Annotated in this window: 14 protein-coding genes and 1 pseudogene; 3 read left to right on the top strand and 12 right to left on the bottom strand. The window is 61.6% G+C overall.

Annotation, left to right across the window (positions count from 1 at the left end):
- Nucleotides 1-10 precede the first annotated feature (10 nt).
- The 12 genes and pseudogenes from bcsB (OKW35_RS26240) to OKW35_RS26185 form a co-directional block, all read right to left on the bottom strand.
- Nucleotides 11-2,419: a cellulose biosynthesis cyclic di-GMP-binding regulatory protein BcsB gene (gene bcsB / locus OKW35_RS26240; protein ID WP_429553573.1), complete on the bottom strand. Its 2,409-nt coding sequence runs from the start codon at nucleotides 2,417-2,419 to the stop codon at nucleotides 11-13.
- Between the two features lie 40 nt (nucleotides 2,420-2,459).
- Entirely contained in the window at nucleotides 2,460-4,796 is a 2,337-nt protein-coding gene (bcsB, locus tag OKW35_RS26235) for a cellulose biosynthesis cyclic di-GMP-binding regulatory protein BcsB (RefSeq protein ID WP_429553572.1), read from the bottom strand.
- Nucleotides 4,793-7,048 (bottom strand): UDP-forming cellulose synthase catalytic subunit, encoded by a 2,256-nt coding sequence (gene bcsA, locus OKW35_RS26230; RefSeq protein ID WP_429492354.1) that lies wholly within the window; start codon nucleotides 7,046-7,048, stop codon nucleotides 4,793-4,795. The genes bcsB (OKW35_RS26235) and bcsA overlap by 4 nt, the downstream gene beginning before the upstream one ends.
- Before the next feature lie 103 nt (nucleotides 7,049-7,151).
- Nucleotides 7,152-7,574 carry a BcsR/BcsP family cellulose biosynthesis protein gene (gene bcsR / locus OKW35_RS26225; RefSeq protein WP_429553571.1) on the bottom strand — a complete coding sequence of 141 codons (423 nt, stop codon included), beginning with the start codon at nucleotides 7,572-7,574 and terminating at the stop codon, nucleotides 7,152-7,154.
- 484 nt (nucleotides 7,575-8,058) lie between these two features.
- Nucleotides 8,059-8,253, bottom strand: a pseudogene (locus OKW35_RS26220) (tetratricopeptide repeat protein); the annotation flags it as partial.
- A gap of 91 nt (nucleotides 8,254-8,344) precedes the next feature.
- Nucleotides 8,345-9,484 (bottom strand): mannitol dehydrogenase family protein, encoded by a 1,140-nt coding sequence (locus OKW35_RS26215; protein ID WP_429553570.1) that lies wholly within the window; start codon nucleotides 9,482-9,484, stop codon nucleotides 8,345-8,347.
- A gap of 25 nt (nucleotides 9,485-9,509) precedes the next feature.
- Nucleotides 9,510-10,520: a zinc-binding alcohol dehydrogenase family protein gene (locus OKW35_RS26210; RefSeq protein WP_184066226.1), complete on the bottom strand. Its 1,011-nt coding sequence runs from the start codon at nucleotides 10,518-10,520 to the stop codon at nucleotides 9,510-9,512.
- A 113-nt stretch (nucleotides 10,521-10,633) separates the two neighbouring features.
- Nucleotides 10,634-10,948 (bottom strand): L-rhamnose mutarotase, encoded by a 315-nt coding sequence (locus tag OKW35_RS26205; RefSeq protein WP_090806617.1) that lies wholly within the window; start codon nucleotides 10,946-10,948, stop codon nucleotides 10,634-10,636.
- Between the two features lie 57 nt (nucleotides 10,949-11,005).
- Nucleotides 11,006-12,022 (bottom strand): aldo/keto reductase, encoded by a 1,017-nt coding sequence (locus tag OKW35_RS26200; RefSeq protein WP_184066232.1) that lies wholly within the window; start codon nucleotides 12,020-12,022, stop codon nucleotides 11,006-11,008.
- Nucleotides 12,023-12,136: 114 nt separating this feature from the next.
- Nucleotides 12,137-13,081: an ABC transporter substrate-binding protein gene (locus tag OKW35_RS26195; RefSeq protein WP_184066235.1), complete on the bottom strand. Its 945-nt coding sequence runs from the start codon at nucleotides 13,079-13,081 to the stop codon at nucleotides 12,137-12,139.
- A gap of 68 nt (nucleotides 13,082-13,149) precedes the next feature.
- Nucleotides 13,150-14,178 (bottom strand): ABC transporter permease, encoded by a 1,029-nt coding sequence (locus OKW35_RS26190; protein ID WP_184031637.1) that lies wholly within the window; start codon nucleotides 14,176-14,178, stop codon nucleotides 13,150-13,152.
- Complete coding sequence (locus OKW35_RS26185; protein ID WP_429553858.1) at nucleotides 14,171-15,718, bottom strand: sugar ABC transporter ATP-binding protein; 1,548 nt, start codon at nucleotides 15,716-15,718, stop codon at nucleotides 14,171-14,173. Before OKW35_RS26185 ends, OKW35_RS26190 begins: the two co-directional genes overlap by 8 nt.
- A 244-nt stretch (nucleotides 15,719-15,962) precedes the next feature.
- Between OKW35_RS26185 and OKW35_RS26180 the strand changes: the two genes are divergently transcribed.
- The 3 genes from OKW35_RS26180 (at nucleotide 15,963) to OKW35_RS26170 (ending at nucleotide 21,248) form a co-directional block, all read left to right on the top strand.
- Entirely contained in the window at nucleotides 15,963-16,703 is a 741-nt protein-coding gene (locus OKW35_RS26180) for a FadR/GntR family transcriptional regulator (RefSeq protein ID WP_187626522.1), read from the top strand.
- Nucleotides 16,704-17,233: 530 nt separating this feature from the next.
- Nucleotides 17,234-18,538 carry an ATP-grasp domain-containing protein gene (locus OKW35_RS26175; protein WP_090806627.1) on the top strand — a complete coding sequence of 435 codons (1,305 nt, stop codon included), beginning with the start codon at nucleotides 17,234-17,236 and terminating at the stop codon, nucleotides 18,536-18,538.
- Nucleotides 18,539-18,548: 10 nt separating this feature from the next.
- Nucleotides 18,549-21,248 carry a CoA-binding protein gene (locus OKW35_RS26170; protein ID WP_429553569.1) on the top strand — a complete coding sequence of 900 codons (2,700 nt, stop codon included), beginning with the start codon at nucleotides 18,549-18,551 and terminating at the stop codon, nucleotides 21,246-21,248.
- Nucleotides 21,249-21,435 lie beyond the last annotated feature (187 nt).

The raw sequence follows: 21,435 nt of genomic DNA, 5'->3' as shown, positions 1-21,435 counted from the left end.
CTTTCCTTGATTATGATTGTTGCTGCCGCGATGCCCGCAGCCGCTCACGGGCTTCAGCGTCGCGCCGGGCCTGGCGGCGCCGCAAGAACGAAAACAGACCAACCGCGATCAGCACGAGCGCGATGATGCCCAGCGCCTTCAGCACCCACGCGAGCGACAGGCCGAATGAAGCCAGCCACCAGTCGAGGCCGCGCCAGATGCCGAGATGCCCGACGTAGTAGGTATGCTCGCTCACGAGCGAATCGACTTCCGTGCCGCGGATGGACACGAGGCTTCCCTGGATGGGCTGCTTGCCCGAGTTCGGCGCATCCAGCAACGCGGAGACCGCATCCGTCAGGCCGTCGGGCTGATTGCTGGCCAGCATGACCACGCTGCGGCCCGGTTGCTTGGGCGATTCGAAGCCTGCGAGCACGGCGCTCACGCCCGGCCCCGACCAGGCCAGCGACAGGCGGCGGGGTTCGGCGTCGAGCCGCGGGTTGGCATGGAACCAGCCCAGCACGCGACCCGGCAGATCCGATACGGCGAACTGCGCGCTGTGGTCATACGCCGCGGGCATGGTCCGCGCCCAGTCCTTGAGCCAGGCTTGATCCGCACCCGAGGCGATCACGAGCAGATCCTTGTCGGACGGCATCGCGTCGATGCGCTGACCGCGCAGCACGGTGACGCCGCGCGCCGGATAGCCGGTCGAATCGCCCATGCGGCCCATCACCGCCAGATACGTGCTGTATTCCGGTGTGCCCGCGTTGGGGCCCAATACGACGTCCGTTCCGGACAGGTCGGCCATGCGCGTGAACGGGAAGCCCGCCTGGGCGAACGAGGCCAGGTTCGGCATGGCGATGTAGTGCGGATACTGCGACAGATCGATCGTCGATTCGGGATCGACCGCGCCGCGCACGTTGTCGATGATGATGTCCCGACACTCGCCCTGCTTGATGTAGTCGTACATGTAGCGGAACTGCAACTGGGTATTCGGCTGCAACAGCGCCTCCAGCGGCACTTCCAGTTTCGCCTGGCGCGGCAGGCTGCTGTCGGGCAAAACTTCACCCCGCAGCTTGCTGCCGCCCTCGAGCCGTTCGAGCGAGAGCAGCGGAATCGACTTCATGAACTGGTCACTGACGCTGAACAGCAGCGACGAATTGACCATATAAGGCTGCGGCGTATAGCGGTAATGCAGGTCGATCGGCACGTTGGGCGCGTGCCAGCCGAACAGGTCGGGCGGCACGCGCATATTGATGCGGATCAGATCGGGGCTGTAGCCCGACACCTGCAATTGTTTGGCGTCGACGAGTTCGCCCAACGACATCGGACGGTCGGTGCGCAGCCAGCGCGGCGCATCGTACGGCTTGCGCGGCGCGAGGTCGGCGAACCGCGTGATGAGCGCGCTCGAACCCGACAGCGTCCGGCTGCCCGTGACCAGCGCGTCGGCGGCCTGCTTGAGTTCCTTGCCGTCACGGCCCATCACCAGCAACAGCTTGCCGTTGGGATCGTTGGGGTTGGTCACGACGGCGAGAGTCGGACCTTGCAGCGGCGAGTCCGCCAGGCTCGCTTGCGCCGCGCTGTCGACGATGACGACGGCGTTGCCCCTGGCAGGCACGGTAGAGATCGATACCGGGAATTGCGCGCCGCGATATTTCGCCAATGCGCCGAACCACGACGACACGGCGCCGGCCGCTTCCAGCGCGGCCGTATCAGGATTGCCGGCGAACACGAACGGCAGGTCCAACCGGCGAATATCGTGCTCGTCGAAGAAGGGTCGCGGCAGGCGAGCCAGATCGCCGGCCTGCGCCAGCGGCTGGGTGTCGATGCTCAGCGTACTGTCGTTGCTGATGTTGGCCCACAGGCTCGAATGCAGCGGGTCTTCGCACTGGTTGGTGTAGTGGCCGATCAGTTGCAGACGCAGCTTGCTGTTCGCGGTGAACAGATACGGCGGCAGTGTGATAGTGCGCTGCAGGTTGGTGCCGGACGTGTTTTTGGGCACGTCGATCGATGCCGCCACCTGATCGTTGACCAGCACATTGATGTGCGACAGATCGGGCAGCAGCGCCGGCGAATAGGCATAGCGCAGGTTCAGTCGCGCACCTGTGACGACCCGATCGTCGCGCACGCCGACCGGCAGCGTATTGCTGCCGTCGACGCCGCGCAGGTTGAGCGCGTATTGCGCGCCGAGTTGCTGCAGCGAATAGGTCACCGTCGAAGAAGCCGCGGTAGCGGCTCCGGCGTCCGGCGCGGACTGCAGCGGCGCCGCGTTGCTATCTGCCGTTGCCGGCCGCGCGGACGGGTTGGCCGCGCCGCCGGCCGAAGCCGACGCGTCCTGCCGCGCAGCGGCGGCAGCCGCCGCTGGTTGCGCGGCCTGGGTTACCGTCGATGTGACAAACATACAACCGAGCAACAGTGCCGGCCATACTGGTTGCGCAGTCATGCAACGCGCAAGGCGTGCCCGGGAGATGTCAGGCCGTCTTCTAAACATGAGAACCTCTTCGTCCTTCTTCACGTTGCGATGTCTGGGGAATATCCAGGTCTAATCGATTCAGGGCACGCCGGTGCAGAAACACGCCGCCGAGCAAACCTATGAGCACGACGCTGGCGAGCGTCGCCACGAGCAGCAGCAGGATGTGGCTCGCGAAGAACCATTCGAGCGCGAGCCCAGGCGGCAAGGACCCGATGAAATAGCTTTGATCGTTGCTCAGCGTGGTGAGCGTGCCGTCATGCACGACCACGAGGCTGCCGCTGATCTTGTCGTCCGGACGCTTGCTGATGAGGTAGCGGTTGGCTTGCAGCACGTCCACGACAGCGTCGAGACCGTCCGGCGTATTGCCCGATACGACCACCGCGCTGCGGCCGCGAGCCAGCGGCGACTCGAGTCCCGCCAACATGCCGTCATGGTCGTCGCTGCTATACAGTGCGGCGATGGCGGCCTCGCGTTCAGCCTGCGCATGCCCACCCGTCAGCTTTTCCCACCACGCGGCGATCCAGCGGTCCGATGAAGCAACCGGAGCGAAGAAGCCGCGCGGCAGATCATCACGCCATGCTTTGAGCAAGGGCTGGTTATCGCCCGACGCCAGCACGAGCAGGTCCTTGCGACGCAGCGCGTCAACCTGCGCTGGATCGCCCACCGTCACGCCGAGCACCGGATAACCCGTGGTTTGACCCATGCTGCCCATCAGCGTCAGGTAAGCGGAATAGTCGCCAGCGACCGGCTGTGCGGGCAGGATCACCGCCGTCTCGGACAGATCGGCCATCCGCGTGAACGGAAAGCCTGCGTCTGCGAAGACGCGCAGATCCGGCATGGCTGCGTAACGCGGCAGGTGGGAAATGTCGATCGTCGAAGTCGGATCGATGGCGCTCAGGAGCGGGCCGCCGGGCACGTCCTCGACGTGGTCTTGCGGCGCCACGGACTCGTAGCGATAGTCGAATTGCAGCGTCGTCAACGGCGGCAGCAGATAGGTCGGAACGCGTATCACCGCATCACCGTCCGACGCGTCGCCTGTCAGCGGCAAGGTCTGCAGGGGCGTGTTGCCGGCCAGCACACCGAGCTCCGAGCGCGTTGACTCCGGACGGGCCGTATAACGGTAATGCAGGTTCAGCACCGCGCCGCTGTTGTCAAAACCGAACAGACCCGGCGGCAGACGCAGGTCCACATTGATCGCCCCAGGGCGAAAGCCCTGCACCGTCAAGCGGTCCGCCGCTAGCATCTCGCCCAACTGCACCGGGCGGTCGCCCGGCAGCCAGTTGGGTGCGTCATAAGGCTTGCGCGGCACAACGGAAACCGGGGCGTCGATCTTGACCCGAGAGCCCGACAGCGTCTTCGCGCCAAGCACCAGCGCGGTCGCGGCCTCGCGGATCTGCGCGTCGTTGCGGCCCATGACCAGCAGCAGCTTGCCGTTAGCGTCATTGGGGTTGGGCATGATGGCCAGCATCGGCCCTTCCACCGCAGGCAGGGTCAAGCCCGGCACCTCGCCCGGCAGCGCGAGCACCACCGCATGTCCATGCGCGGGTATCGCACCCAGGCTCGCGGAGAAGTGCGCACCGCGATAGCCCGCCTGCGCACCCAGCCACGAGGTCACGATACCGGCCGATTCGAGGCGCTGCGCGCGAGGCGCTTGCGGCAGCACGACGGGCAGGTCCACCCTGCGCACATCGCGCACGTCGAGGAACGGCGCGGGCAGTTGCGACAGGTCACTGGACAGGGTCGCCGGAACCACGGTCAGTTCCAGCGCACTGTCCGGCCCGGGCTTCAGCCACAGGTCGGAACTCAGCGGATTGTTGCCCTGATCGCTCGCCTTGCTATGCGCGATCAACTCGAGGGTGAGCTGGTTGAACCCGGACAGCAGCGACACCGGCAGATCCACACTGATATGCGCCGGCGTCCGCGGCGCCGGTTCGGGCAACGCTACGGTCGCCCCCACGACGCTGTTGAGCAACACCTTGAGATGCGAGAGCGTAGGCAGCAATGTGGACGAGTAACTGTAGTCCAGCACGAGCCGCGCGCTGACCACCCGCTCGTCGCGGCGCAAACCGAAGTCCATGCCTGCATAGGCATCCTCGCCGAGCAAGGTCAATCCCTGCTCCGCGTTTTGCCGCAGCAGCGGGATCCGGTAGGTATACGCGTCGGCCGGCGGCGCCGCGCTGAGTTCCGGGTGCGGGCTTTGCCGCACGGCATCGACCGGGACAGCCGACGCGGGCATCGTCGCGGCCAGCACGTCGCCCGCTCCGAGCAACAGGACCGAACACAACACCGCGCCCAACCGGCGCGCGCTCGTCAAGGAGCGCAAAAGCGACAGGTAGCCGACACTCACGATTGCTTTGTTCCCAAGTCGCTTGCCGGATCTGCGGACGAACGGCCAAGGCGCTCACGCCCACCCAGGAACAGATGCCGGAACAACTCCCCGAACCCGCGCATGCCGACGCCGAGCACCTCGAACAGGCTTCGCAGCGGCCTGTCGGGACGATAGCGGCCCCATGAGGCGATCCAGCTGTCGGCGCGCGAAAACGTCGCCCCTATCCAGGCGCGCTCCTGAGCGATCGTCAGGGTCGGAAAACTCACGCCGATGGTGCGTCCGCGGCACACCTGCACTTCGGCCGGGAAAACGTCCTCGTAGTCGTCGCGCAACACCGCCACCGTGATGCGATCGCCGTGCTCCGGCAACGGTGCGCCCTCAGGCAGCACCAGCCCCAGACCACCGTGCGAATAGTCGCTGGTCTGACAGTCGATGCGAGTTCCGTCGGCGTGGATCACGGCGGCCGGCAGTTCGATCTGGACCCGCGGAGCGAGACGCAACTGTCTCGATTCGCTCGCTACCCCCGCGGCCGCGCTGAGGTTCATGATGTTGTAGGTTACCCATACCAGGTTGAACAGAATGCTCGTCGCTTCGGGCCAGCCCGGACTGCGGATCAGACCTGCGACACCCACCATGAATCCGGTCAGATTGATGAGCAGCAGAACGATGTAGGGCCGGGCCATCGCCCAGTCCAGGAAGGACTGACGGATCACCCCGCCCTTGGACGTCACGTTGAAGCCTTTGCTGCCTGGAAAGAGTACGGCTTGCAACGCGGGCAGAATCACGTACCAGGCCAGTACCGTTTCGTAGACTTCGCTCCAGAACGAATGTCGGAAACGCCCTTGAATGCGCGAGGCGCCGAGGCTCGAAATGACGAGGTGCGGCACGACATAGGCCAGCACCATCAGCGCGGAAGCATGAAAGACGTGCGCGCCAAAGAACAGATACGCCATCGGTGTGATCAGAAACACGATGCGCGGCAAGCCGAAGAAAAAGTGCATCATCGCGCTCAGGTAACACAGACGCTGAGGCAGTGTTAGCCCTGCGATCAACAGCGGGTTGAAGCGACGGAATATTTCCGCCATGCCTCGTGCCCAGCGTATGCGCTGACCGACGTGACGCCCCAGACTCTCGGTGGCGAGACCCGCTGCCTGAGGGATGGCGAGATAGGCCGTGTTGTAGCCCCTCGTGCTCATCTTGAGCGCGGTGAGCGCATCTTCCGTGACACTTTCCGTCGCCACGCCGCCTACATCCTCCAGCGCCGAACGCCGCAGCACCGCGCAGGAACCGCAGAAAAAAGCGGCATTCCACAAGTCGTTGCCGTTTTGCAGCACGCCGTAAAACAGGTCACCCTCGTTGGGCACCTTGCGGAAGGTTTCGAGGTTGCGCTCGAACGGATCGGGCGAGTAGAAGACGTGCGGCGTCTGCACCATGGCCATCTTCGGATCTTTCAGGAACCAACCCATGCAGACCTGCAGGAACGAGCGCGTGGTGACGTGATCGCAGTCGAACACTGCGATGTACTCGCCGCTCGTCCTGGAGAGTGCCGCGTTGAGATTGCCTGCTTTGGCATGCGCGTTGTCCGGCCGGGTCAGATAATCCACGCCAGCCTGTTCGCAGAATTGCCGGAATTCGTCACGACGGCCGTCGTCCAGCACATACACGCGCAGCTTGTCGGCCGGCCAGTCGAGCAGCGTGGCGGCCAGCACCGACTGCCGCACGACCTGCAGCGGCTCATTGAACGTGGGAATGTACACATCCACCGTCGGCCATGCCGAGCTATCGGCCGGCAAGCGCGCAGGCCGGCGATGCAGAGGCCAGAGCGTCTGAAAGTAGCTGCACAACAGCATGAGCACCGCGTACCCTTCGGCCAGCAGCAGAAGGCAGCCAAAGGTCATGTCGAGCGAGGTGGTAAAGGACAGCGTCTGCGTCAGGCGCCAGTACAGGTAGCGCAAGGACATAAACACCGACAATGCCACCAGGGACACCGTGATGATCCTGCCGCGAATGCGGTTCAGCAGAACCGCGACGACCATGCAAAGGATGCCAAATGTCCATTGCTTCGACACGGCCAGATTGACCGTCATGGCAGAAGTGAACAACAGCGCGGCCAATAGCGTCACTGCCAGCCGCAGCCAGTTCGACGCCCATAGCGGTGTCCCCGCTTCCAGAAGTTTGTCGTCCCAACTTCTGGCATCGTCACTCTGGTCCGTGTTGCGCGTTTGCCGCCGCTGCTCCGTCTTGCTCAGCCTGCGTTTGATCTGTGCCATGGAAAGGTCTTCTAGCGCGTGCGCCGGTTCGGCACGACGCGCTGGTTCGCGGCCACCGTGGTTTTGATCAGGCCGTCATTGACGGAAAAGACTGTGACGAAGTTCATGACGTCTGGCGTTGCGGAACACCTTCTTGAGGCTCACTCCGTTCCCGCAGGCGCGCAAACACGGCGCTCAGAGAGTCCGGCTGTTGAGGAGCGGCGACAGGTTCGGGATTGAACTGAAGGACCGGCTGTTCGGGGGCGGCTTGCAATACCGGAAGAGATCCGGACACGGCAGCGGGGACGGCTGGCGCAATCAGCTGCGGCGGCGCGGCGGGGGCCACTTCAGTCACATCGGTGGGAAGAACGGCTTCAGCCTCGCGAGCCGGGTCGTCCCGGGTCGTGTCCCCTGGCGACGAGGTGGTCTGCATGGACCAACGCCCACGCGAACCTTGCCCCTGCTCTATTCTTTCTATTTCTTGATAATGCGACGGGCTCACGCCCAACATCTGGAAGAGATTCGAAATGTCTGATGCACTGCTCATACGCCATCCCCGTCGAACTGGCCATATTGTTTGTTGCAGACTGCACCGCGTACCGGTCGGGCAATTTGCTGTAATTTTTACTTAGGAATAAGGATAACCATTATTTCCGTTACATCATCGCGTCCGCCATAATAATTCCCAAATCGTGAGGCGGCACCGTTGATACACTCGCCCTTTAGAGACCTCTTCAGGAGAGCCGCGCGCAAGCCTTATTTTTCAGCCAAGGCAACCGAGGGCCCCGCCGCTGCGGTACGAGCGTGTAACTCATGAGATACCCTTGCGCTCAGGATGAGCGGCGCGTATTGTACAGCGGAACTTAATGCGTGGACCCAAATAATTCCTATCTATATATCGGCTATTCCAGAGCAAAGTTAAGCGTTTTAATTGTTAAATATGGTCAGTCAAACGTTTGCTTTTTATTGGGCGTCCGATTATTCCCGAATTTGCGCTGGGAATCGGTTTTGAAAAGCGCGCCGTGGTGTTACGGACTGTCGTCGCGCCCGAGCATCCACACCCAATGCGGGTCGACGTCGAGCAGCAGCCGTGTCGTCACACCGAGCGTGCCCGACAGATGAGCAACCGACGTGCATACGGTAACGACCAGATCGAGATTGCCGACGAGCGCCGCCGACTCGTCGAACGACTTCAGCTCTTTCGTGCAGTCGACAACATCCAGTCCGTCGGACGCCGCGTTACGAGGGCCGACGCCGGAAATGTAACGCGGGACCGGTCGATAATCGCGTCGTACGTCTATCAGGACGTGAAGAACGTCAAGGCAAACGACATGCGACGCGCTCCAGCATCGCTCGTATTCGCAGCGGTCCAGGCTTCACGCCGAGTTTGTCGGCAAGTTGCACGAGCGGCAGAAAACGCCGCTGCAATTTTTCTGTGTGATTCTGCGCGATGTCCGCTATCCGGTGCTCAAGAAACGGATTGAGTAGGCGCTCGCGTAACTCGACGAGATAGGCGAGAGCCTGCTCGCGCTGACCGAGGACCGCAAATGTCGGGAGCACATCTTCCGCCCAGACAGTTTCCAGGCTGGCGCGTAGTATCGGGTCGTTCATTGCCTGACATACGGTCTCGTCAACCGGTCTGCGGTCCTCTAGCCACCGCTCCGCCAGATAGCTGTGACCGAGATTGAGCAGGAACAACTTCAGGCGCTCGAAGTGCTGCAGATCGTCAGTCAAAACGATGTTTTCATGAGTGCAGGGTAGAACCAGCCCCGGCTGCTGCTCAATCGCCCAGAGCGCATACGGTTCGGCAACGGCGCCCACCGGTTCGATCGCCTGCGAAACGATGCGGTCGACGAGCGAATTGGCCCATATGCAATGCGTTCGAAGGTAGGTAGTGAACGGCTCCGGCAGCCGCCACTTTACCGCGAGAGTCACGACAAGTTCGCGCAACGTATCGCCGTTATTGACCACGAGTTCGCATGGAAAAAGGGAGAGCGGCGCATCAGGGTTTCGTTCCCAACGGGCATGAAGCAACACCAGCAGCTTGGCCGGAAAGCTCTGTGGCACGCGCTCCGGATGATTCACGAGCGTCGCGGTATCTCGGTCATCAAGCCGGAACCCCCTGTCTCCCGTATTGGAAACAAACACTTCGACGTGCTCTGCCACGGCGTCTCGCACTTGTGCCCAATGAGACTCGGCGTGCCATGCTGCGCGCACCGCGTTGCCGCTCAGCATCTCGTCCACCAGCACGCCGTGACGCATACCTCGAACCCGTACCGGATATCGCCCGCCCTCTGCCAGCGCTGCAATACGCTTCTGACTGGACTGGCTGCTGGTGGTCTGCACGACTGTAATGCCACCGAGCGCGGCACCCCGCGTCATGGCTTCCGAAACAAACAGGTCGACATGCGCCTGAAGAAAGCGGCTAGTGCCGAACTGGAGAATTGGCTGGCTCATGGCAAATATCCGATATGCGTCAGAGTCAGCATTCGATGATGGCTTTCACTACACCTGCGGACGGTTCGAGCAGTTTCGAAAATTCGGCAGGAACATCGGCAAGCTTCATCCGGTGTGTGTTGAGTGCCGCATCGGGCACCTGACCGGCACGCATGGCCCTGAGCACAGTTTCGAAATCTTCCGCAGTCGCATTGCGGCTTCCGATCAAGGTGGCTTCGCGCTTGTGGAACTCCGGATCGGAGAAAGTGATCTTGTCTCTCACCACGGAAATCAACACATATTTCGCGCCGTGCGCAATAAACTCAAAGCCGCGCTCCATGGCAGCCGGATTACCCGTCGCATCGAAGACCACATCGAAGAATTCGCCGTCGGTGAGTTTCGCCAGCTCGTCGACGTCGGTATCACCGATTTGCACAGTAGCCGCCACTTCAATTTTCTCAGCGCAGAAGTTGAGACGATCGAGCCGTGTATCGAGCGCCGTCACCGTGGCCCCGCGCAGACGTGAAAAGATCATTGCGGCCATACCGATCGGACCTGCACCGACCACCAGCACGCGCTGTCCCGCCTGAACGTCCGCGCGACGAACCGCGTGCGCGCCAATGGCGAGAAACTCGATCATTGCCGCCTGATCGAGCGTGATTCCTTCAGCCTTGTGAACGAACTGACGCGGCAAACTTAGATACTCCGTCAATGCGCCATCACGATGCACGCCCAATACCTGAATGTTCACGCAGCAGTTCGTTTTTCCGTTCCTGCAGGCAATGCACTGACCGCATGACAGGTAGGGCATCACGTAGACCGGGTCGCCGGCGTCCAGGCCGGAATCCGTGTCGGCTTCTTCGACCGTGCCCGACAGTTCGTGTCCCATCACGCGGGGGTAGGCGAGAAATGGCTGATTGCCGGTAAAGATGTGCAGGTCGGTGCCGCATACGCCGACGCGTCGCACGCGTAGCAACACTTCGCCGCGATCGCGCGGTGGCCGTGAGCGCGTCTCAGCGCGTAGTACGCCGGGAGTTTCACAAATAATAGTGAGCATGAGGTTTCCTTTTTCAGCTACAGAACCCGCGAAGCCATAGTGCGGTTTCGATGCGAGCCCGGTTAATTTGTTTCTTCATGGCGAGGTCAAACGAGGGCCGTGTCGAGACAACGCTATTCGAGGTAAAAGACCTCTTCCATCTGTGCCCAGTGTTCCGACGGCGCACGACTCACCAACGGTTTCTGGCACGGGCTGCACAGGCTCCACCAACGTTGTGTTTCCGGGTCGCTCGCAATCTCGGCCATATCGCTTTCATAGTCAGTTCCGACGTATTCCCAGTAACCAAACAACAGGTTCTCGGGCTCCCGCAGGAAAATCGAGTAGCGGGTGACATTCGAGCGTTTCAGGCGATCGAGCACCGTCGGCCACACCTGCGCATGCAAGCGTTTGTATTCGTCGATGTGCTGCGGATCGATACCGATGACCATTCCCATTCGTTGCACTACGTTCTCCCTATTAATGGTGATGTGCGTCGATACACAGGCTCACTCGACCACCTCGGGCACAGGTGCGGTGTCCGCGATCAGACCGTCCGACTTCAGCTCCTGCCACAATCCGGCTGGCAGCGCCTGCTCAAACCACGCGACGTTCTGCTGGAGTTGTTCGACACTGCGCGCGCCCACCACGCACGACACAACCGCAGGATGCGCAAGCGGAAACTGCAGTGCCGCAGCAGGTAGCGGAACCTCGAATTCACGGCAAACCTCAGCCAGCCGGTTGACGCGCGACACGACACCGGCGGGGGCGTCCCCGTAATTGAACTTGCCGTTACCTGCCAGCACGCCAGAATTGAACACACCGCCGACCACGATCGAATGCCCATACCGTACGCAATTGTCGAGAAACGGCGCGAGACAATCCTGCTCGAGGAGGGTATAGCGGCCCGCCAGTAACGTCACGTCGAGCTGTAATTCCTGCATGGCTTCATGCGCGACCTGCCACTCGTTCACGCCGAGGCCGATGGCTTTGACCGCCCCCGCGTTGCGCAGCGTGTCGAGCGCGCGGAAACCGCCCCCTTCTGTCAGCTGTTTCCAGAATTCGACGTTTGCATCCCCATGTGTCATTCGACCGATGTCATGCACATACAGCAGATCGATCTGCGCAATACCGAGACGCTGCTGGCTGTCTTCGAAAGACCGCATGACGCCGTCGAAGCTGTAGTCGTAGTGCGGCCGGAAAGGAAGCGGCTCAGCCCAGCCGTCGTCGCCGCATTGAACGGTCGGATCCGGCCGAAGAAGTCTGCCGACTTTCGTACTCAGCACGAACTCGTCGCGTGGCCGCGCTGACAACGCGTTGCCCACGCGGCGTTCCGAAAGCGTGTAGCCGTAGAACGGCGCAGTGTCGAAATAGCGCAGACCGAGCGACCATGCTTCGTCCATCAGCGCGCGCGCCTGTTCCGTGGGCATCGTGCGATACAAGCCGCCAAGTTGCGAACAGCCCATACCCAGTGCGCTCAGTTGCACCCCGGCACGCGACACCTCACGCAGATCACTTGCTTTCATCAGGAATTCCGTTCCCAGGGATTCATTGCTGGATGTTCAACGCTTCACCGCGCGTCTTGAGTAGCGCTGGGCTCAAGGGCGGACGACGCCGTCTGGCGTCGTCCGCATCGCGCTTCAATACAAGACATTCTTCGCGGCGGGCTGATCGATGTTGTCCTTCTCGACCATCACGACGCCGGTATCCAGTTGCTTCGTAACCGGCTTGTGTTCGATGACATCCACCGCCGTTTTGACACCCTTGTAGCCCATCTGATACGAGCCCTGGACAGCGATGGCCTGGATGGTTCCGTCCTTGATGAAGCCCTGGAGGTCCTGGTTGCCGTCAAAGCCGATCGCGACGACCTTGCCGGCTTTCCCGGACTGCGCCAACGCGCGCCCCATCCCCACAGCAGTCGGTTCATTTGCACCGAAGATGCCCTTCAGATCCGGATTGGCCGACAGCACGTCGGTCGTCTGATTGAGCGCGGTTGCCATCTGCGACTGCGAGTAGAACGGTCCGACTACCTGCAGCTTCGAGTGCTGCGCGAGATACTTCCGGAACCCACCCACGCGGCCAATCTCGGAACCGGCGCCGGCGACGTACGACATCACAGCGACTTTCCCCGTCTGTCCGACACGGTCGATCATCGCTTTCGCGCACAACTCACCGGCCTTGGCGTTATCGGTCGAGAGAAACGACTGGTAATACTGCTTGCCGGAATCGGAAACGAGCGAATCGATCAGGACGACCGGAATTTTTGCCTCCCAGGCCTTCTTCATTGCCGGGATCAGCGCGTCGGGATCGGACGGCGCGAGCACGATCGCCGCGACATGCCGGTTCACCGCGTTCTCGACCATATTGACTTCGTCCGCCACGGCTGACTCGGTCGCCGGTCCCTGAAACGTCATCGTGTAGCCGTTCAGCCCTTTCATGCCCTCCGTTGCACCCTTTTGCACGTTCTGCCAATAATTCGAGTTGGCCGTCTTGACGATCACGGCGATCTCTCCGCTCGCCGCATTCGCGTGGGCCGTCGCTGCGGTCAAAAGTGCGGCGGCCAATGCCAGATACATCTTTCTCATGTCTCACTCCTTGGGTTGGTGATTGCACTGCTTTGTTGGACTTCTCGAATGGCTTCATTCGATGTGCTTCATCGACGGTTTCTGACCTGGTCGATCCAGACCGTGCCGAGAATGACCAGTCCGATGATGATTTGCTGGATGAAACTCGATACGCCGTTCATGTTCAGGCCATTGCGCAGCACGCCGATCACAAACGCACCGATGGCCGTACCGGAGATCGTGCCGACACCGCCCATCAGGGACGTCCCGCCAATCACGGCGCTGGCGATCGCATCGAGCTCGTACATGACGCCTTCGTTCGGTTGCGCCGTGACGAGCCGCGACATCAGCACACAACCCGTCAGACCGGCGAGCACGCCGGACAGCACATAGGTAAACAAGGTGACGCGGCGGACATTGACGCCGGAGAGCCGCGCGGCTTCGGCATTCGATCCGACTGCGTAGATGTGGCGGCCAAGCGAGGTGCGCGTCAGCATGATCGACACGGCCACCGCCAGCACGACCATGATGATCACGGGATACGGGATCCCCGGAAATACCGTATCGGGGAACCCGTCTGCCCCGATATGCGAGATGCGGAACAATGCGCCATTTCCGAGTTCGCCGAACGCGTCGCCGAGTCCCGAAACCGGGCGCGCGCCAGTGATCTGAAGCGCGAGACCACGCGCGACCAGCATCATGCCGAGCGTGGCGATAAAAGGCGGCAGACCCATACGCGTGACGCACAGGCCATTAACGAATCCGCACAGGCCGCCCACCACGACGCCGCCGAGCATGCCGAGAGGGATCGGCACGCCGGCCTTGACGAGCAACGCGGCGACCACACCAGACAGCGCGAGTACGGAACCCACGGACAGGTCGATTCCGCCCGTAATGATCACGCAGGTTGCCGCCACGCCGAGATAGGCAATCGACGTCACCTGCAAGGCCACTGTCATGCCATTGTCGACCGAGAAGAAAGCGGAACTGGTCAATGAAAAGACGGCCACCAGCATGATCAGACTGCCGAGCGCGGCAAATTTCTGAATCAGGTCGCGACGCCGGAGCTTCGCGCTGGTGTCGACAGTAGTGGTCTGTTCGGATGTTATTTCAAGCATGATTTCGTCCCGATGCGAAGTGCATGATTTCTTCCTGATTGGTGTGGCGCGTCTCCAGGATCGTGGCGATCCGGCCTTCGTGGAATACCGCGACGCGATCGGACATGCCGAGAATTTCAGGCAATTCCGAACTGATCAGCACAACGCCGATGCCCTGCGCGGCGAGCTGGTCCATCAGCGTGTAGATCGCGTATTTCGCGCCGACATCGATCCCGCGTGTGGGCTCGTCGAAAAACAGAATCTTCGATTTGCGAAACAGCCATTTGCCGATGACAACCTTCTGCTGATTGCCGCCGGACAGGTTGCGCGTGAGTTGATGGACCGTTGGCGTGCGGATCCCGAGCGTTTCGACGTAACGCTGTGCGATGGCCGCTTCTTCGGCGAAACGAATGAAGCCGGCGCGACCCGACACCGCCTCGATATTGGCCAGCGTGATGTTGGTCGCGACCGGCATCTTCAGCGCGAGACCGTCGCTCTTGCGGTCTTCCGACAGATACGCGATACCGTGGCGAATCGCATCGATAGGCGAGCGGATCGAGACGCGCTCGCTCCCGATATGAATCTCGCCGCCGTCCGGTTGGTCAGCGCCGAAAATCGCCCGTGCCACTTCGGTCCGGCCTGCGCCCATCAAACCGGCGAAGCCGAGAATCTCGCCTCGCCTCAGTTCGAACGAAACCGGCCCAAATGCCGGTGCGCGCGACAGATTGTCGACGCGCAGCAGCACGTCCTGCGACGGGACCGAGCGGCGCGGCGGGTACGCATCGTTCAGCGCCCGGCCGACCATTCGCGCAACGATTTCATCCATGCTGGTCGCCGCGAAATCGTCGGTTGAAATGTGGTGCCCGTCGCGCAGCACCGTCACGCGGTCGACAATCTGCTTCATTTCGTCGAGACGATGAGAGATGTAGACAATGCCGACCCCGCTCTCGCGCAACTCCTTGATGATCCGGAACAGGTGCATGGTCTCGGATTCCGTGAGCGACGAAGTGGGTTCGTCCATGATCAGCACCTGGGCGTCTAGCGAGAGCGCCTTGGCGATTTCGACCATCTGTTGCTGGGCGATCGACAGCGTCCCCACCAGCCTCGTGGGCGGCAACGACAATCCAATGCGGGCGAGCGCGCGCTGGGCGTTCCCATTCAGTCGTGCGCGATCGATGAACGGCCCGCGTTTGGGCTCGCGTGCCAGGTAGATGTTTTCCGCAATCGACAGGTGCGGCACCAGGTTCAGTTCCTGGTGAATGATCGCAATGCCTGCTTCCTGTGCCTCGAGTGAGGACGCGAACCGCCTTTCCATGCCGCGAAAAACGATCGTGCCGGCATCCGGCTGGTATTGCCCGCTGACGATTTTCATCAGGGTTGACTTGCCAGCGCCGTTTTCGCCACAAATCGCGTGTACTTCGCCGCGGCGCAATTGGAAGTGCACGTCCTCCAGTGCAACGACACCGGGAAACCGCTTGCCCAGCCCGCTCAGTTTCAATAGCTCCGGGGGTTCCTTCGAAGCGAAGCCGTCCACCACGCGCGGGGCCAGGTCAGTGCTCAGATCTGTCACACGGGTCTCCTTCTTTTGTGTAGAGGCGCTGCCGTCGGTCAGGCCAATCTGATGCAGATTAAAGAATAAACGGCGATTTTGGTCAAGCCAATTTGCAAGATACTTCTTTTGGCCTTACCAAGGGCAAACCCGAACTGTTCCTGCGAAATGCGCTGGAAACCTTGTCAGGCTTGCGTGGTAGACTTTGATCGCCGATCGACAGACGACCCGGGCCATTTATCCTTCCGGCAGCAAAATGAAACAGACCGAGCCAAAGCGGCTTTACCAATTGGTCGCCGACCAGATTCGCGGCCTCATCCACGGAGGGGATTTCCCGCCGGGGTCGAGACTGCCGCCGGAGCGCGAGTTGTCGCAGCAACTGGGTGTTTCGCGCCCGTCTCTGCGCGAGGCGTTGATCGCACTGGAAATCGGCGGCAGCGTCGAGACCCGCATGGGTTCGGGCGTCTATGTGCTCGAAACCGCAAACGAACGTGAAGGGTCACTGGCTGTATTAGGCGAAAGTCCGACGGAAATCATGCAGGCCCGGGCCGTCATCGAAGGCAGCCTCGTCGTGCTCGCCAGCACGCGGCTTACGGCCGGCTCTCTGGACCGGTTGCGGCGCAGCGTGGATGCGATGCATCGCCTCGCCTCTGCCGGCAAATCTCCTGTGGAACCGGACCGGCAATTCCACCTGATCATCGCGGAAACGGCCGGCAATACGGTGTTGAGCCGGTATGTGGCCGATCTGTTTGACGCGAGGCGCGATCCGATCGGGGCGAGGATTAGCGAACTCGTCGAAAATACGGCCACATGGATGGCTGCGGTCGAGGAGCACGAAAATGTTCTGCATGCACTGCAAGCAGGAGACCCTATTGCTGCAGAAGCGGCGATGCGATCGCATCTGAAATCTTCTGAAGAGCGGTGGGTCGGAAGTGACATCAAGAAAGTTGCGCCCAACGATGCCGACGGTAAAGCTGGCCGCGTGCGACTGGGTTGAGTTGCGAAGTCGACCGGTTAGAGCTTTCGCCGAAATTTCAAGCGCGTGACCACCACGTGGCACATGGAGGACTGGTTCGGCCTGTTCCTTCAGCTCGGCCAGTTCCCTGCGCAATCCTGAACATCGCCGTGAGGCCCACCATGAAAGCAGCACTTGTCGCCACAACGTAACGGCGTTCGACGATATTGATAACCGTTGAACATCAATGCTTCAGAAAATTGCACTTCTCGTTCGGGGCGTCTTGAGCAAATATCGATGCTCAAGAAGTTCATAAACGCGTCGACAGAGAACGCATCGGAGACAGGCGCGAAACGCAGAACAGCGTTTCGCCGCATTCCAGTGCAACCCGGTCACGGGTGCCGCCAACGGTAGCCGATGCCGATCTCGCATGACCCACCTCGCGTTGTGAATCCTGCCGCCGCTTTCAAGCGAGTCCACGGCAGACGAGCATTTCGCGCCTTGCGCAGCGAGCTACGCGAACTCAGTACCTGCTTCAATCGTCATTGCCTTGAATTTCAGGAGACACTCATATGCAGATCACCGGAATGTTGCACGGCGCGCGCCTATTGCAATTCGTCGGATTCCCGGCCAGCGAAGTGCTGGGGCCGAGCGCCAGCGAAGAGGAGATAAAGTCGCTGATCGACCGCCACGGGCAGGTCTTTATCAAGCCGGTATTCAAGGGCGGCGTGGGCAAGAAGGGCAAGGCCGGGTTGCTCGGGCGCGCGACAGATCTCAAGACGGCGCTCGCCGAGAAAGAGCGGCTGTACTTCGCCGAGCACGTCGTGGGTCATGTGAGGGCCAAGGCGAACGGCGTCACGTTCGAAGCAGGCGTACCGGCCAAACATGAAGTCTACTTCTCGATCACCGATTCCACCCGCTTTCGCGCTCCCACCATGACGCTGTCGCACGCGGGTGGCATGGACATCGAAGAGGTCGATCCAAAGCACGTCGCAATGGTGCCCTTTGATGCATTGACCGGCCTGAAGGCGTTCGTCGTCGCGAATGCGTTGAGCGAGATCGGCGCGCCGCGCGAAATCATTTCCCCGCTCGTGCAGCAATTGCCGAAGCTCTGGGAGCTCTTTCACGACTTCGGCATGACGACGCTCGAGCTGAATCCGATCCGCATGCGCGAGGACAAGAACGGTCGGCTCACACCCGTGGCCTGCGACTTCAAGTGCGGGTTCGACCGTGACGACCCGCGCTTCTCGCGCCTCGGCCTGCCTGCTCACCTGTTCGCTGCCGACTACTCGGACTTCGAGCAGGAGATCAACCAGCTTCGCACGCACCAGGGTCAAAGCGATGTCTATGTGATCAATGACAAGGGAACGATCCTCGCGCCCACGTTCGGCGGCGGGGCCAACTCGCTCGTCACGGAGATGTTGGGCGACGCTGCCATCATCTCTTCGGATTTCGGCGGCAATCCTCCCTACGAAAAAATGAAGGAAGTGGCGCGCATCTGCTTCCGACATTGGCTGAAGCAGTCCAACGTACTGTTCATCATTGGCGGCAAGTCCAACAACACCGATATCTACGAAACACTGCGCGCGATGGCCGATGCGCTGCGCGAGCACTTCAGCGAGCACGGTCCCACCCCGCTTTATGTCGTCCTTGGGCGCGGCGGTCCAAACCTTGTTCGTGGCATGTCGGCACTGCGCGACACCTGTGATTCGCTCGGCCTTCCCTATCGCCTGTTCGGCTTTGACTCCGACATCAGCGAAGTGATCCAGTACGCACGGAAGGCCGATGCGTGGATGCAATCGGGAGGACGCGCGCAGGTCGCAGCGCGCATCGGCGCGCGTCAGACGCAACCGCAGGCGGATACGGCAAAGGCGTAAGGAGATCGACATGGTCAAGCAAGGCAATAATCATTTCAGGTATTTCGTCGGCATCCAGTCGCTTGCACAAATAGTCACGCGCGAGGACCGCGTTTGTGTGCTCAACATTCTGGGAGGCGAGTCGTCGGACGTGACGCCGGTGAGCCACGCGTTTTCCGGTGGGAATATCGTATTCGGCACTGCGCCTGGCAAGCGCGGGCAGGTGCTCGTGACGCCTGCCGGCGACATCCCCGTCTATAACAACGTGCGCGAAGGCCTCGAAGCCGGGCATCGTTTCAATTGCGGCGTCGTCTATCTGCCGCCGTCGGCCGCGCGCGATGGGGTGGCCGAACTGATCCGCGTCAATCCCGATCTGCGCAAGATTTTTATCATTACGGAGAAGATCTCCGTGCACGACGCCCGGGAAATTCGCGCGATGGGCCAGCAAGCAGGCATCGACATTTTTGGTGCGAACGGGCTGGGCGTCGCGGACTCCTGGCAGCGGGTGCGCATCGGGGGCGCGCTCGGCGGCGATGATCCCGGCGCAACCTTGCGGCGGGGCTCGATCGCGATCTTTTCCAACTCGGGCGGGTTTAGCACCACCATTGCGCAATATCTGCGCATGAGCGGCTGGGGTACAACGACCGTCGTATCCAGCGGCAAGGACGTCTACATCCACTATGCGGCGCCGGAGTTCGCCTTTGCCCTCGCCAACGACGCGCGCAGCAAGGCTGCCGTACTGTACTGTGAGCCGGGCGGCTACTACGAGGCCGACGCCACATTTACGAAACCCGTCGTTGCCTGCGTGGTAGGCCGCTGGAAGAGTCGTCTGACGCGCGCGGTGGGGCATGCGGGCGCAATGGCGGGCGGCGCCGACGATGCTCTTGCAAAGGAGCGTTGGTTCATGGAGAAGTTCGACGTCGAGCGTCTTTTTACGCCGGACGATCCATGCTGCTCGGCGAAGGGCGCCGTCGTGACAAACATCGCGCACATTCCCGCCGCGCTCACCGCAGTGATGCGCGCGAACGCGACGATGCCCGACTTTGAGCCGGAAGGCAGCCTCTCGCTCAAACCGTGGTTTGGCTCGGATCAGGGGATCGAACTGCCAGACGACCTCGCCCTACCGGTCGTGGAAGCGGTCGCGCCGTACAACGAACAGATTACGCGGGCGAACAGCCAGATCGGTGCAATCCCGCCGCGCCAACCCTTGAAGGACGCTTCGGGCGTCTCGCAGATGGACGCAAAAACGCAGGTGAGCAGCCTGCACGGGGTATCCATGCTCGAAGCAGCGACGCGCTCGCTCGAGGAGAACATCTGCCTCGCGCTGTTGCGGGAGTTCGGCGGGGCAAACGACACAAAGCTCATCAACGTGGCTGTTGGCGCTGCAGTGAATCTGCACGGGACACCAGAACTGGCGGCCGCCCAGGCTTCGCGCGAGGCGGGCAATGCGCCCAACGCCGTGCTCGCGGCCGCGGCGGCGATCGTCGGGCCGAATCGCCAGCGTGCTGCGCGCGAGGCGGCAGGACTGATGATCGACGGCTTCGCGACAGCCAGGCTCACGGACGCGTTCGACGAGACCTTTGATGTCAATGCAGTCCACACCGCGGACACTGCAGCGCTGTTCTGCGATGAACCCGATCCAGAGGCGCAAGCCATGCTGGGCGGGCTCGCCTCGCGCGGCGTAAGTTCCGCGATCATCCGATGGCTGTCGTGTGGCCCGGGCCATCCGCGCCCGGAAGCAGTACTCGCGGCGATCACGACGACACTCGCCTGGGGCCCGCTCATGCGCAAGCGGATCTCCCGCCTGACCGCAGAAAGCTTGCCGTGGTGGACAAAGCTCTTCGGCACCATGATCGGCGCCTCAGCGGACGCCTCGCAGCACGGCCCGGACGGATTTTGCGGCTTCGCCACCGAAGAATTACTCGGCGAACGCACTCTGACGGAAATCGCCTTCGCAGCGCTGCTAAACCTGAAACCGACTGTCGACGACCTTTTCGCGTTCAAGACCCTTGTCGGTTTGCTGCTCACGAACGGACCCGGCGCCATTTCGGCGCAAGGCGCAAAGGGCGCAGTATCTGCCGATGGCCCGGAAAGTCCCGAACGGGTGCAGCTAAACAAGGCTCTGGCGGGGTTCCTCACGCACACTGGATATACGCATGGCGGCAACGGCTACGAAGGCATTGCGTTCCTCAACGAGGCGTTCCGCAGCAGCGGCCTTGAAGATCCGACCGATGCTCGTCATACCGTGGACCTCGAAGCACTCGCCCGGCGCTCCGTCGAGCGATACGCGCAGTACAAGACGCGCCAGAAGCAGTTGGGGAGCCTCGATATTGCGAAACTTCCGGGTATTAATCATCCGGTCTTCAAAGACAAGCCGGTGAACCACGACCCGCGGGAAATCTTCATCGCCAACCTTTGTGAAGCCCGCGGCGAGTACAACGCGTTTCATGCGTTTTACCGTGTGCTGGTGCAGGCTTTGTTCGACGCGGGTGTCTCGCGCAATGTCTATTGCGTCAATGTCGATGCCGTGATTGCCGCGTTGCTGTTGAAGATGCTGTGGCAGCCGCTCAAGCGCGGGGAGTTCAGCGAGGCGGACCTTGAAACGGCCGCGTTCACGATCTTCCTCTATCCGCGCATGCTGGGCTGCGCTGCGGAAATTGACGATCATTTGAACCGCGGACGCAATATGGACACGCGTACGGCCGCTTCCCAGTGTCGTTTCGTGGCCTGACCGCTGGCCTCTGATGGTCGCCGCCACGCGCTGGCGCACAGCTAACGCGCGGCGGCGAAAAAGAGGCGCCGATTGATAACCATTCGACATCAATCGTTCGGAAGATTGCACTTATCGTTTGATTGGCCACGGGCCAAAATTCCCGAACAGACAAAGAGCGGGACCACCGCATATCTCGGGATTTCAG

The organism is Paraburkholderia sp. MM5477-R1 (assembly GCF_050436385.1).
Lineage (GTDB): Bacteria > Pseudomonadota > Gammaproteobacteria > Burkholderiales > Burkholderiaceae > Paraburkholderia > Paraburkholderia tuberum.
The sequence above is the reverse complement of the archived record's forward strand: the minus strand, read 5'-3'. Positions and strand labels throughout refer to the sequence as shown.